Origin of the sequence: Microterricola pindariensis (assembly GCF_002936985.1) — a bacterium.
In the GTDB taxonomy this organism is placed as follows: Bacteria; Actinomycetota; Actinomycetes; order Actinomycetales; family Microbacteriaceae; genus Microterricola; species Microterricola pindariensis.
The window spans coordinates 35517-47683 of record NZ_MPZN01000025.1; the positions used below are offsets into that span (position 1 = coordinate 35517).

Genomic DNA, 12167 nt, shown 5'->3' on the forward strand with positions numbered 1-12167 from the left:
CCGCGTACGGTTGTAACTACCCCGCACAGCTGCGGCGCACAAAACCCCCGTGGAATTTCCCCGTGGCGGAGCTCTGCGCCGAGAGAGATGGCGGAGCCGCACCGGCTTCGTGATCGCAGCAGATCACCGGTCGTCGGGTACACACAGCGAAAGGTAGTTATGTCCATCTCGAAGAAGACCACCAAGGTCCTCGCAGCTCTCGCAACGCTCCCCCTCCTCGCAGCCCTCGCCGGCTGCGCCACGACCGCCGAGGTCGGCGCCGGATCCTCCGAGCAGTCCGAGACGGTCAAGGTCGGCGTCGTCGGCAAGAGCGACCCGCAGTGGCCCGCCTTCGTCGATGCGGCCGCGGCCGAGGGCATCACGGTCGAGCTGGTCGACTTCGGCGACTACGCCCAGCCGAACCCCGCGCTCACCGCCGGTGACCTCGACCTGAACCAGTTCCAGCACATCGTCTACCTCGCCGACTACAACGTCGCCTCGGGCGAGGACCTCACGGTCATCGGCTCCACGGCCATCTACCCGCTCGGCCTGTACTCCACCAAGTACGGCAGCGTTGCCGACATCCCCGCCGGTGAGACGGTCGCCGTGCCGGACGACGCCAGCAACCTGGCCCGCGCGCTCCTCGTCCTGCAGTCGGCCAAGCTCATCGAGCTGAAGGACGGCGGCAGCATCTTCTCCGGCCTGAACGACATCGACGAGGCGAAGTCCAAGGTCAAGGTCACCGCCCTCGAAGCCTCGCTCATCCCGACCTCGCTGCCGGATGTCGCCGCCGCGGTCATCAACAACGACTTCGTCCAGGATGCCGGCCTCGAGTTCACCGACGCCATCGCCAAGGACGACCCCAGCGACCCCAACGCGCTGCCCTACGTCAACGTCTTCGCCGCGCGCGCCGAGGACAAGGACAACGCGACCTACAAGAAGCTCGTCGAGATCTTCCAGACCGACGAGGCCGTCCAAGCCGGTCTGCTCGAGTCGTCCGCCGGAACCGGCCTCGCGCTGCAGACCCCCGTCGCCGACCTGGTCGCCTCGCTCGCCAAGGTCGAGGCCGACACCAAGGCACAGAAGTAGTTCAGCAGTAGCAACACCGCACCACCCCGCGGCTTCGCGGGGAGGCATCCGCCCCACCGGGCCAGGATCCTCCCCGCGGGGCCGCTCCTCACGTTTTCACACAACGCGGCCGATGCACACCCCGCACGACGCCGCAAAGGAGTAGCCCATGGCCCTGGTCAGCCTGCGGAACGTCACCAAGGCGTATCCGAACCCGAACGGCGGCGACCCCGTCCTCGCCATCAACGACGTCAGTCTCGACATCGAGGCGGGCGACGTCTACGGCATCATCGGCTATTCCGGCGCCGGCAAGAGCACCCTGGTCCGGTTGATCAATGCCCTCGAGCCCGTCACCGACGGCAGCGTCGTCGTCAACGGCCAGGAGTTGGCCGGGCTCGGCGAGAAGCAGCTGCGCCCCGTGCGCCTCGGCATCGGCATGATCTTCCAGCAGTTCAACCTGTTCAACGCGAAGACGGTGTGGAACAACGTGGCCTACCCGCTGCGCGTGGCTGGCGCCTCCAAGGAGAAGATCCAGGCCCGCGTCGACGAGCTGCTGGAGTTCGTCGGCCTCGCCGACAAGGCGAAGAACTTCCCGGAACAGCTCTCCGGCGGCCAGAAGCAGCGCGTCGGCATCGCCCGCGCGCTGGCGACGGCGCCCAGCATCCTTCTCTGTGACGAGGCCACCAGCGCCCTCGACCCGGAGACCACGCAGGAGGTACTCGCCCTGCTCAAGCGGGTGAACTCCGAGTTCGGCGTGACGATGGTCGTGATCACCCACGAGATGGAGGTGATCCAGAGCATCGCCACCAAGGTCGCGGTGATGGACCAGGGCCGCATCGTCGAGAGCGGCGACGTGTTCGAGGTGTTCTCCAACCCGCAGAACGGCTCCAGCCAGACCTTCGTCGGCACCGTCGTCAAGGGCGTGCCCAGCCCGGCCGAGCGCGCCGTGCTGCGCGAGCGGCACGAGGGGCGCATCGTGACGCTGTCGTTCCGCGACGGCGACGCCAGCCAGGCCTCCGTGTTCCTCAAGCTGGCCCAGGCCGGCGTCGAATTCGAGCTCATCTACGGCGGAATCAACGACATTCAGGGCAAGGCCTTCGGCCACCTGACCCTGGCGCTGCGGGCATCGGATGCCGTCATCGACGGCGTGCTCGCCGACATTGCCCAGGCCACGAGCGTGACGGAGGTGGCGTGATGGATGCGCTGATCGAACTGCAGCCCGAGTTCTGGAAGGCCGCCGCCGAAACGCTCTACATGGTCTCGGCGACCCTGCTCTTCGGTGGCTTCTTCGGCCTGCTGATCGGGCTGGGCCTGTACACGACCCGTGCCGGCGGGCTGCTGCCCAACAAGACCATCTCCACGATCCTCAACGTCGTGATCAACTTCTTCCGGCCGATCCCGTTCATCATCTTCATCGCCGCGCTGCAGCCACTGACGCGCGCCGTGATCGGCACCGGCATCGGCAACAACGCCGCCGTGTTCGCGCTGTCCATCGCCGCGGCGTTCGGCATCGCCCGCATCGTCGAGCAGAACCTCGTCACGGTGTCGCCCGGCGTGGTCGAGGCCGGCCGCGCGATGGGCGCGGGCCCGGTGCGGATCCTCCGCACGATCGTGATCCCCGAGGCGCTCGGCCCGCTGATCCTTGGCTACACCTTCGTCGTCGTGGCGATCGTCGACATGACAGCGATGGCCGGCTTCGTCGGCGGCGGCGGCCTCGGCTACTTCGCGCAGCTCTACGGCCACCGCCAGTTCGAGCCGGTCGTGATGTGGGCGGCCATCCTGCTCATCGTCGTGTTCGTGCAGCTCGTGCAGTGGCTCGGCAACCGCCTCGCCCGCAAGGCGCTCCGCCGCTAAGGCGGGTCCGTCCCGGGTCTCGATACACGCCGCAGGCGGCGCTGCTCGACCAACGGATGTTGAGAACACCCGCTGGTCGATCGGCGGATTCGCGGTCACCCGCTGGTCGAGTAGCGAGGAACGGGCGTTTCGAGACCCGGGGCGCCGATCAGTCGAAGTCGAGCGAGAGCTTGCGCAGCAGGCCGGCCAGGCGCTCCTGCTCTGGGGCGCTGAGTGCGCCGAGCAGCTCGGCCTCGGCGTCGACGAGGCGGGTGATCGCGGCATCCACCCGGGTCTGGCCCGCCGGGGTCATGACGACGAGGATGCCGCGGCCGTCGTTGGGGTCGGTGCGGCGCTGCACGAGCTCCCGCACCACGAGCCGGTCGATGCGGTTCGTCATCGTTCCGCTGGAGACCAGCGTCTGCTGCAGGAGCTGCTTGGGGGAGAGCTGGAACGGCTCTCCGGCCCGGCGCAGCGCCGAGAGCACGTCGAACTCCCACGACTCCAGCTCGGAGCGGGCGAAGGCGGTGCGGCGCGCGCGGTCGAGGTGCTTGGCCAAACGGCCGACCCGGGAGAGCACCTGGAGCGGGGTGAAATCGAGATCCGGGCGCTCGCGCAGCCAGGCATCGACGATGCGGTCGACTTCGTCACTCGTGGGCATCCCCCCATTATCCCGGCCGCACGGCGCGGCCGCGGCGCGCGGCACGCACAGCTTCGGCGTTCGCGTCGGAGACCGGCCCCATGTTCTGGCAGACTGGAGGACGCGCGGAAGTCACTTCGGCGCGTTCCGCCGTGGTGTAATGGCAGCACGACAGCCTTTGGAGCTGTTAGGTCTAGGTTCGAGTCCTGGCGGCGGAGCGCTTTTCTCAGCGCTGTGCGCTCCAAAAGGGCGCTCCGAAAGGCGGCAGCGTGATTCCAAGGAAGTCCTTGGAAAAGAAATCGTGCCCGCACCTACATGGCCACGAAAGCGGCCCACTTCCCACTACGAGGAGCCTGAAACCATGACCGATCAGAATCTGGCGATTATCGTTCTCGCAGCAGGCCAGGGCACGCGCATGAAGTCGGCGACGCCGAAGCTCCTGCACCCGATCGCCGGCATGCCGATGGTCAGCCACGTGCTCGCCACCGCGAAGGCCCTCGACGCCGCGACAATCGTCACCGTCGTGCGCCACGAGCGCGACCTCGTCACCGCCGTCGTCAACGCCGAGCTGCCAGAGAGCATCATCGTCGACCAGGACGAGGTGCCGGGCACCGGCCGCGCCGTCGAGCAGGCCGTCGCCGCGCTGCCGGACGACTTCTCCGGCGATGTGCTCGTCATCAACGGCGACGTTCCGCTGCTGGACGCCCAGACGCTCAGCCAGTTCGTCGAGGCGCACCGGGCGAGCGGCGCCGCAGCCACCGTGCTCTCGGCCGTCTACGACGACGCCACGGGCTATGGCCGCATCGTGCGTCGGGACACCGGCGAGTTCGACAGCATCGTCGAGCAGAAGGATGCCACCGCAGCGCAGCTCGCGATCGGCGAGGGCAACGCCGGCGTCTACGTCTTCTCCGCCGACGCGCTGCGCGAGCAGCTCGGCAAACTCACCACCGACAACGCCCAGGGCGAGAAGTACCTCACCGACGTCATCGGCCTGCTGCGCGCGGCGGGCTCCGATGTGAGCGCGGTTCCCGTGGCCGAGGCCTGGCTGGTGGCCGGCGTCAACGACCGCGCCCAGCTCTCCGAGGCAGCCCTGCGGTTGAACGCGCTGATCGTGCGCGGCTGGCAGCTGGCCGGCGTCACGATCCAGGACCCGGCAAGCACCTGGATCGACCTCAAGGCGAAGCTCGCACCCGACGTCACGCTGCGTCCCGGCACCCAGATCCTCGGTGCGACCGTCGTCGAGACCGGTGCCGTCATCGGCCCGGACACGACCCTGGTCGACTGCGAGATCGGCGAGGGCGCCGAGGTGCGCCGCAGCGACGCCACGCTCGCGGTCGTGGGCGCCGCGGCATCCGTCGGCCCCTTCGCCTTCCTCCGCCCCGGCACGATCCTCGGATCCGACGGCAAGATCGGCGCCTTCGTCGAGACGAAGAACGCGAAGATCGGCACCGGCAGCAAGGTGCCGCACCTCAGCTACGTCGGCGACGCGACGATCGGCGAGCACTCCAACATCGGCGCCGGCTCGATCTTCGCCAACTACGACGGCGTCAACAAGCATTCCTCGCAAATCGGGTCGCATGTGCGCACCGGGTCGCACGGGGTCTTCGTCGCGCCGATTACAATTGGTGACGGAGCGTACACGGGTGCGGGAACGGTCGTTCGCAAGAACGTACCGGCCGGCGCCTTGGCCATCAGCGTCGCTCCGCAGCGAAACATGGACGGCTGGGTGCACACCCACCGGTCCGGAAGCGCCGCGGATGACGCCGCCCAGGCCGCGCAGGCAGAATAACAAAATTTCGACGGCCCGCCGTCGGGGAGAGCGAGACTACACGTGTCCGGAATCAAGTCCAGCGGAGAAAAGCGCCTCGTCCTCGTCTCCGGGCGAGCACACCCGCAACTTGCCATCGACATTGCCACGGAACTGGGTTCCGATCTGGTGCCGACGGATGCTCGGACCTTCGCCAACGGTGAGCTCTACGCTCGCTACGACGAGAGCGTGCGCGGTTGCGACGCCTTCGTGATTCAGTCGCACACCGCCCCGATCAACGAGTGGCTGATGGAACAGCTGATCATGGTGGACGCCCTCAAGCGCGCTTCTGCCAAGCGCATCACCGTGGTCGCTCCGTTCTACCCGTACGCCCGCCAGGACAAGAAGGGCCGCGGCCGCGAGCCGATCTCGGCCCGCCTCGTCGCAGACCTGTTCAAGACGGCCGGCGCCGACCGCATCATGAGCGTCGACCTGCACGCCGCGCAGATCCAGGGCTTCTTCGACGGCCCCGTCGACCACCTCTTCGCCATGCCGGTGCTGCTCAAGCACTTCAAGGACAAGCTGGACCCGGCCACCCTGACTGTGGTCTCGCCGGACATGGGCCGCGTGCGCGTCGCCGACATCTGGAGCGACAAGCTCGGCGCCCCGCTGGCCATCATCCACAAGCGCCGCGACCCGCTCGTGCCGAACCAGGTCTCCGTGCACGAGATCATCGGCCCGGTCGAGGGGCGCGTCTGCCTGCTGGTGGATGACCTGATCGACACCGGCCGCACCATCGTCAAGGCTGCGGAGGCGCTCAAGGCCGCCGGCGCCATCGGCGTCGTCGTCGCCGCAACGCACGCCGTGTTCAGCGACCCCGCGACCGAGCTGCTGCAGAGCGAGTTCATCGACGAGGTCGTCGTGACCGACACCCTGCCGCTGCCGCCCGAGAAGACCTGGGACCGCCTGACGGTGCTCCCGATCGCCCCGCTGCTGGCTCGCGCCATCCACGAGGTGTTCGAGGACGGCTCCGTCACCAGCATGTTTGACGGCGCGGCGTAATAAAAGGCGCTGCGCGCCTTTTATTACGCCGCGAAAGGCGGCAGCCAATCCCAAGGAAATCCCGGGAACAGCGACCGCTGGCCACGAGGGCGCCGAGATAAACGGCAGCCCATGCAGAGGAAATCCCGGGAACAGCGACCGCTGGCCACGAGGGCGCCGGGATAAACGGCAGCCATTCCCCATGCATCCTCGGGAACAGCGACCGCTGGCCACTCGCGCCGCATCCGTCTCCCACCAGAAACCGCGTTTCACCGCAGCACCAGCTGCAGCGAGACGCGGTTTCTGCGCCGCTGGCCGGGCGGCAGGGCAACACCGCGGCGCACGGCGATTCGGTAGATTCGCTAGGTGGCCGCCGCCCTGACGCAGGCGTCCCGAACCGGAGGTAGCCATGCCCTTTCTCGCCGATGACACCCGCGCCGCTCTGGCGCGCGCTCAGGAGCTTGACGCGGCGACCCCAACGCCGGCATCCGCCCTCGACCGTCTGGCCGCGGTACGCACGCTGATCGCGGCCCTCGAGGCGGATGCCGCCGCACTGACGGCCGTGCGGGAAGCCCTCGCGACCGGCGCCGACTGGGAGCAGATCGGCCGAGCCGCCCGGCTCAGCCCGGCTGCCGCCAAGGCCCGCTGGCAGGGCGACGACGCGGCGATCGCCGAGCGCCAGCAGGCAAGCCGGAAGCGTTCGGCGCGGCCGAGTGCGAAGCCCACCGACCTGCCCGGTCTCTCTGTCGCCGAGGCCGCCGACAAGCTCGGCGTGACGGCTCAGGCCATCTACCTGCGCGTGACGCGGGGACAGCTGGAGGCGCAGACCATCGAGCTTCCGGACGGACGCAAGTACAAGCGGGTGTTCCTGCCCGAGAGTTGAGCGCGCTGACGGCTCAGGGGTTCGACGGTCTCACTCAGAGGGGTCACAGAGTGGGCTTCGGTCGCACATTCCCTCGAGCCGACGGGGGAACGATCAATCCCGTTGGTCGAGGAGGCCCGCCAGGGCCGTATCGAGACCGCGCACCCGGGTTCGAGCCAACCCGAGCAGGCTAGCTCTGTTGGCCGGGGACGACTGAGGGGATGCCGGGCAGGAGTCCGAGCGGGGCCAGGTAGAACTCGGCGCCGCTCTGGTTCAGCCGGTAGCACTGCCAGCCGGGGCCGCCGTTGCCGAACAGCTCGAACCCGGCGCGAGAACCGCCGGCGTCCGGATAGTACGCGGCGACCGTGATCTCGCAGGCCCGATCCGCTGTCGCCGTAGACACGCTGAGCGTGGTCAAGATGGTCGGCAGCACCAGGCCGAGCACGCAGAGCAGCACGACGATCTGGGTGAGCCGGCGCCGCCGGTTGCCGTGCAGCGGCCGGGAATCATCGTCGTCGTGGATGGCGAGTTCTGGGTGGTTTGTCATCGTGCTCCATCTTCGCAGTTCGACGCTGTCGGGGCGGGAACGGTCATCGAATCGTGAGGATCGACGCGATTCCGGCCGCGCTGGCCAGCAGCGCGAGGATCGCCGCCAGCGTCAGCGCCAGGGAGCTGCTCGGCGGGGGCGTGTCGATCGCGCGCAGCAGCTGCCGCTTGCGGATCGAGGAGTAGGCGGTCGCCGCTCCCGCTGCCAGCAACAGGAAGACGCCGACGCCCACCAACAGAGGGGCATCGCCGAGCGCGCCGGCACGCAGCACGAGCGCCGCATTGACCGCGACGGCCAGGGCGGTGCGATTCCACGCGAGCGCCGTGCGCTCCGGTTGCAAGCCGGGGTCGCGCGGACGCGGGGCCGCCGGCTGAGCGGGGGTCATGGCTGCGTCATCCGAAGATCATGAGAACGGCGATGATGGCCGCCGTGAGCAGGCAGAATCCGGCCAGCAGTGGCAGCAGCAGCGAGAAGGGCAGCGGCTTGCCGGTGCGCATCGCGATCTCATTGGCCCGCCACCTCGTGTACGCGATCACGCTGAGCACGGCGCCGATGAGGGCGAGCACGACGGCCAGCGCCACGACAACCCAGCGCGGGCCGAGGGCGTGGGAGAACTGGTGCAGCAGCACGCCACCGGCAAGCAGCGCCAGAGCGGTGCGGATCCACGCCAAGAAGGTCCGCTCGTTGGCGAGGGTGAAACGGTAGTCGGGCTCTTCGCCCTGCTGCCGCCATTGAGGGTTCCGCATGCGTTCTCCTTGTTTGTTGCGCATTCCAGTATCGCGGATGACGGCGGTGCACCAAGACGTTCACCCCTCCCCGCTACGATCTGCGGGTGAACACACTGCGACGTCACCTCGGCATCCCTGGCGCGATATCGATCGGCCTGGCCTCGATGATCGGTGCGGGCGTGTTCTACGTCTGGGCGCCGGCGGCCGCGGCGGCGGGGACCGGGCTGCTGATCGGCCTGCTGATCGCGGCCGTGATCGCCACGTTGAACGCGCTGAGCTCTGCCCAGCTCGCCATGGCGCACCCCGTTTCCGGTGGCGCCTATGCCTACGGCCGCGCGCTGCTCGGACAGTGGTGGGGCTTCTCGGCGGGGTGGCTGTTCCTGGCGGGGAAGACAGCCTCGGCCGGGGCGATCGCGTTGATCGCCGGTGAGTACCTCTGGCCGGGTCAGGGGCGCTGGGTGGCGGTCGGCGCCATCGCAGTGCTGGCGATCGTCAACGCACTCGGCGTGCGCAGCACGGCCCGTTTCAGCGGCGCCGTCGTGGCCGTCGTCCTGGTGGGCCTCGGCGGGTTGGTGGTGCTCGTGGTGCTGTGGGCGGCGGGCGGCGGCCGTGTCGCCGCGTCCCCGGCCCCGGTTCTGCCCGGGGCGGATGCCGGCTGGCTGGGCGTGCTGCAATCGGCCGGGCTGCTGTTCTTCTGCTTCGCCGGTTATGCGCGCATGGCCACCCTCGGCGAAGAGGTGCGTGAGCCGCGCCGCACCCTTCCCCGGGCGATCCTCGGGGCGCTGGCAATCGCTCTCGGACTGTATGCAGCGATCGGCTTCTCTGTCGTGCTTGTTCTGGGCCCGGAACGCCTCGCTGGCTCGAGTTCGCCGCTGGCCGAGGTGGCGGCCGTTGTCACCGGTGGCTCGGGCGTGTCCAGCGGCCCGAACGCGTGGGTGCTCGTGGTGAGCCTCGTCGCCGCGCTGGCATGCCTCGGCTCCCTGCTGGGAATCCTGGCCGGGCTGAGCCGGACCGGCCTGGCGATGGCCCGCGACCAGGAGTTGCCCGGCAGCCTCAGTCGGGTCTCGGATCGACGCGGCTCACCGGTTGTCGCCGAGCTCGTCGTCGCCGTACTCGCGATGGCGGCCGTTCTCCTGCTCGATCCGGCCCGGCTGGTCGGCTTCTCGGCCACATGCGTGCTGGCCTACTACGCGATCGCTCACCTGGCCGCACTGCGCCAACCCGTTGCCGAGCGCTGGCTGCACCCCTCCGTGCATGTCGTCGGAGCTGTCGGCTGCACGCTGTTGGTCTTCACTCTGCCCTGGCAGGGCGTGCTGACGGCCGTGGTCGTGCTCGTCGTCGGGCTGGCCGCCCGTGGCCTCCGCCTGGCGCGAGGCGCACGGCGGAGACCACGATCGCGCCCGGCCTAGACCACCCGTTGGTTGTCGGCCGGCCGCTCGTCGAGCGCCATTTCTGGCTCGCCCGACTGCTAGACGACGCCGGCGCCGGCGGCGAACTCCTCGACGGCGACTTCCGTGACGGCGGCGCGGCGCGCGCCAGAGGTCGACAATGCGGCGGCGACATGGGCGATGATCTCGTCGACCGTTGTCTGCGGGTCGAAGCCGATCAGCTCGCGGGCTTTGCCGTTGTTCGGCACTCGACGCTGCATGTCCTCGAAGCCCTCCGGGTAGGCCTCCGCGTACGGCACATAGACGATGGAGCTGTCGCTGTGCAGCAGGTCGATGGCCCGTTGCGCCAGGTCTCGGATCGACACCTCGTAGCGGCCGCCGAGGTTGAACGCCTGCCCGTATGCGGCCGGCTCCTCCGCCAGGGCTATCAGGGCGGGGATCACGTCGCCGACGTAGCCGAAGCAGCGCGTCTGCGAACCGTCGCCGAACACGGTGACGGGCTCGCCGGCCAGGGCCTGCCCGACCAGCGTGGGAACGACCATGCCGTAGCGACCGGTCTGTCGGGGGCCGACCGTGTTGAAGAGCCGCACGATCGCGACGCGAAGCCCGTACTCGCGCCAGTATGCATGGGCGATGGCTTCATCGATGCCTTTGGCTGCGGCGTATGTCCAGCGCGATTTGAGGGGTGAGCCGAGGATTCGGTCGGCCTCCTCGTCGAGGCTGTCTGCGGTGTTCTTTCCGTACACCTCGCTCGTCGAGGCGAGCAGCAGCGTCGCACCGGCCGCACGCACCGCGTCGAGCACCGTCTCGGTGCCGTGGATGTTCGTGCGCAGGCTCTCGAGCGGGTGCTCCACGATGAGGCGCACGCCGACGGCGGCCGCCAGATGGAAGACGCGGTCGGCGCCCTCGACGGCGCTGGCCACGGCCTCCGGGTCGCGGATGGACCCCTCGATGAAGCGCATCCGGAGATGGCCGAGGACGGGGGCGAGGTTCTCGATCGAGCCGGTGCTGAGGTCGTCGATGACGGTGACGTAGTCGCCGCGTTCGATCAACTGCTCGACCAGGTGGCTGCCGATGAACCCGGCGCCGCCGGTAACTGTGGTGATCATGGTGTTTTATCGCATTCCAGGTCGATGTGTCGCGGGTGGAGTGAGTCGGTTGTCGGGAGTGTCGGCGGCCGGGCGTTCAGCCGCCGACCGCCAGGGCTAGCGCACATATGTCTGTGCGGCGTTCAACACCGCATCGCTCACCACCACCGGGCCACCCAGCACAACGATGCGCTGGGGGCGCAGCCGGGAGAGCTCGGCCGCGATGGCTGTGGGGAGCGAGCCACCCTGGACGAGCAGAACCGGTCCGCTGCCCACGATCGCCGCAGAGCCGGCCGAGAGGGCGTCCGGGAAGTTCTCTCCCGTGGCCAAGTACGCCACCTTCACTCCGGGAGCGAATGCGGTGCTGGAGATTTTCGCCGACGTCGCGTACCGGTCCGCTCCGGAAGCCCGCGAGGTCGGCGCGATCCCGGCGAGGGCGGTGGCCACCGCAGCCGAGACGACATCGGTTCCGCCGAGGACTACGACCTTCGCGGGCTTGAGCCGCTGAAGCTCTGCGCGAATCACGTCGGGGATGCCCGTGGAGGTCACGAGCAGCACCGGCGACTTCACGGAGCCGGCCGCAGCGCCACCCGAGAGGGCGTCGGGGAAGTTGGTCCCGGCGGCAACGTACGCCACCGCGACACCGGGCTTGAAGCTGGCGGCCGAGAGTCTGGCCGACGTCTCAAAGCGGTCGGCGCCAGCCACACGACTCGTCGGGGCGATCTGCGCGAGCGCAGTCTGTACCGCGGTAGAGACAACACTGGTGCCACCCACCACGACGATGCGTGCCGGCTTGAGCCTCAGCAGTTCGGTCTTGACGGGTTGCGGGATCGCGTCTCTCGAGACCAGCAGCACCGGGCCCCCGCTCGTCCCCGCCGCTGGCCCGGCAGAGAGTGCATCCGGGTAGTCGCCGCCGGTGGTGATGTAGACGACGGGCACCCCAGCGCTGAAGGTCGCTGCCGAGACGAGGGCCGACGTCTCGAAGCGGTCTGCGCCTGCGAGCCGCTGTGGGCCTCGCGGTGCTGTCGCTGCGGCGACCGGGGTGGTCGCGGCGCTGGTGACGGACTTGGTGGTGTAGCCCGTCTTGGTACCGGTGACGCGCACCGTCACGGTCTTGCCGACGTTGGCGGCCACCGGCCGGTAGGTCGCTGCCGTGGCGCCGGGGACGGCGACGTTGGCGACGAGCCACTGGTAGGTCAGGCTGACCGGAGCCGGTGTCCAGGTTCCCGCGCGGGCGGTCAGCACG

13 protein-coding genes and 1 tRNA gene are annotated in these 12167 nt (G+C 69.1%); 8 read left to right on the forward strand and 6 right to left on the reverse strand.

The window, feature by feature from the left end; genetic code table 11:
• Positions 1 to 159: 159 nt before the first annotated feature.
• The 3 genes from GY24_RS09205 (at position 160) to GY24_RS09215 (ending at position 2901) form a co-directional block, all read left to right on the forward strand.
• A complete protein-coding gene (locus tag GY24_RS09205) occupies positions 160 to 1068 on the forward strand; it encodes a MetQ/NlpA family ABC transporter substrate-binding protein (protein ID WP_162842932.1) in 909 nt (302 codons plus the stop codon).
• Between the two features lie 148 nt (positions 1069 to 1216).
• Positions 1217 to 2242 carry a methionine ABC transporter ATP-binding protein gene (locus GY24_RS09210; RefSeq protein WP_083364675.1) on the forward strand — a complete coding sequence of 342 codons (1026 nt, stop codon included), beginning with the start codon at positions 1217 to 1219 and terminating at the stop codon, positions 2240 to 2242.
• On the forward strand, positions 2242 to 2901 hold the full coding sequence (locus tag GY24_RS09215) for a methionine ABC transporter permease (protein WP_104475361.1): 660 nt from the start codon (positions 2242 to 2244) through the stop codon (positions 2899 to 2901). The genes GY24_RS09210 and GY24_RS09215 overlap by 1 nt, the downstream gene beginning before the upstream one ends.
• Positions 2902 to 3049: 148 nt before the next feature.
• Here the strand turns inward: GY24_RS09215 and GY24_RS09220 are convergent, their stop codons facing one another.
• Positions 3050 to 3541 (reverse strand): MarR family winged helix-turn-helix transcriptional regulator, encoded by a 492-nt coding sequence (locus tag GY24_RS09220; RefSeq protein ID WP_083364673.1) that lies wholly within the window; start codon positions 3539 to 3541, stop codon positions 3050 to 3052.
• A 125-nt stretch (positions 3542 to 3666) separates the two neighbouring features.
• Here GY24_RS09220 and GY24_RS09225 point away from each other — a divergent pair.
• From GY24_RS09225 to GY24_RS09240, 4 genes are all read left to right on the forward strand, one after another.
• A tRNA-Gln gene (locus GY24_RS09225) sits at positions 3667 to 3738 on the forward strand.
• Positions 3739 to 3881: 143 nt separating this feature from the next.
• Positions 3882 to 5309 carry a bifunctional UDP-N-acetylglucosamine diphosphorylase/glucosamine-1-phosphate N-acetyltransferase GlmU gene (glmU, locus tag GY24_RS09230; protein WP_104475362.1) on the forward strand — a complete coding sequence of 476 codons (1428 nt, stop codon included), beginning with the start codon at positions 3882 to 3884 and terminating at the stop codon, positions 5307 to 5309.
• Between the two features lie 42 nt (positions 5310 to 5351).
• On the forward strand, positions 5352 to 6329 hold the full coding sequence (locus tag GY24_RS09235; RefSeq protein WP_104475363.1) for a ribose-phosphate diphosphokinase: 978 nt from the start codon (positions 5352 to 5354) through the stop codon (positions 6327 to 6329).
• Between the two features lie 388 nt (positions 6330 to 6717).
• Positions 6718 to 7191 (forward strand): hypothetical protein, encoded by a 474-nt coding sequence (locus tag GY24_RS09240; RefSeq protein ID WP_104475364.1) that lies wholly within the window; start codon positions 6718 to 6720, stop codon positions 7189 to 7191.
• Positions 7192 to 7360: 169 nt separating this feature from the next.
• Here the strand turns inward: GY24_RS09240 and GY24_RS09245 are convergent, their stop codons facing one another.
• From GY24_RS09245 to GY24_RS09255, 3 genes are read right to left on the reverse strand one after another with little or no spacing between them, the layout of a single operon-like run.
• Entirely contained in the window at positions 7361 to 7717 is a 357-nt protein-coding gene (locus GY24_RS09245; RefSeq protein ID WP_104475365.1) for a hypothetical protein, read from the reverse strand.
• 43 nt (positions 7718 to 7760) lie between these two features.
• Complete coding sequence (locus tag GY24_RS09250) at positions 7761 to 8102, reverse strand: DUF202 domain-containing protein (RefSeq protein WP_104475366.1); 342 nt, start codon at positions 8100 to 8102, stop codon at positions 7761 to 7763.
• Positions 8103 to 8109: 7 nt separating this feature from the next.
• Positions 8110 to 8463, reverse strand: a complete 354-nt coding sequence (locus GY24_RS09255; RefSeq protein ID WP_083364668.1) for a YidH family protein — start codon at positions 8461 to 8463, stop codon at positions 8110 to 8112.
• Between the two features lie 86 nt (positions 8464 to 8549).
• On the opposite strand from GY24_RS09255, the gene GY24_RS09260 reads away from it, so the two are divergent.
• Positions 8550 to 9854 carry an APC family permease gene (locus GY24_RS09260; protein WP_267892611.1) on the forward strand — a complete coding sequence of 435 codons (1305 nt, stop codon included), beginning with the start codon at positions 8550 to 8552 and terminating at the stop codon, positions 9852 to 9854.
• 59 nt (positions 9855 to 9913) lie between these two features.
• On the opposite strand, the gene GY24_RS09265 is transcribed toward GY24_RS09260, so the two are convergent.
• The gene (locus GY24_RS09265; protein WP_104475368.1) at positions 9914 to 10942 is read right to left on the reverse strand and encodes an NAD-dependent epimerase/dehydratase family protein; all 1029 of its coding nucleotides are present in this window, start codon (positions 10940 to 10942) and stop codon (positions 9914 to 9916) included.
• Positions 10943 to 11038: 96 nt separating this feature from the next.
• The coding region (locus GY24_RS09270; RefSeq protein WP_133161153.1) for a cell wall-binding repeat-containing protein at positions 11039 to 12167 on the reverse strand (1129 nt) is incomplete at its 5' end.

Excerpts from the sequence above, each read along its gene's own strand:
- glmU (WP_104475362.1), top strand. The coding sequence starts at position 3,882 with ATGACCGATCAGAATCTGGCGATTATCGTTCTCGCAGCAGGCCAGGGC.
- GY24_RS09205 (WP_162842932.1), top strand. The coding sequence starts at position 160 with ATGTCCATCTCGAAGAAGACCACCAAGGTCCTCGCAGCTCTCGCAACG.
- GY24_RS09240 (WP_104475364.1), top strand. The coding sequence starts at position 6,718 with ATGCCCTTTCTCGCCGATGACACCCGCGCCGCTCTGGCGCGCGCTCAG.
- GY24_RS09250 (WP_104475366.1), bottom strand. The coding sequence starts at position 8,102 with ATGACCCCCGCTCAGCCGGCGGCCCCGCGTCCGCGCGACCCCGGCTTG.
- GY24_RS09255 (WP_083364668.1), bottom strand. The coding sequence starts at position 8,463 with ATGCGGAACCCTCAATGGCGGCAGCAGGGCGAAGAGCCCGACTACCGT.
- GY24_RS09210 (WP_083364675.1), top strand. The coding sequence starts at position 1,217 with ATGGCCCTGGTCAGCCTGCGGAACGTCACCAAGGCGTATCCGAACCCG.
- GY24_RS09220 (WP_083364673.1), bottom strand. The coding sequence starts at position 3,541 with ATGCCCACGAGTGACGAAGTCGACCGCATCGTCGATGCCTGGCTGCGC.
- GY24_RS09215 (WP_104475361.1), top strand. The coding sequence starts at position 2,242 with ATGGATGCGCTGATCGAACTGCAGCCCGAGTTCTGGAAGGCCGCCGCC.
- GY24_RS09245 (WP_104475365.1), bottom strand. The coding sequence starts at position 7,717 with ATGACAAACCACCCAGAACTCGCCATCCACGACGACGATGATTCCCGG.
- GY24_RS09265 (WP_104475368.1), bottom strand. The coding sequence starts at position 10,942 with ATGATCACCACAGTTACCGGCGGCGCCGGGTTCATCGGCAGCCACCTG.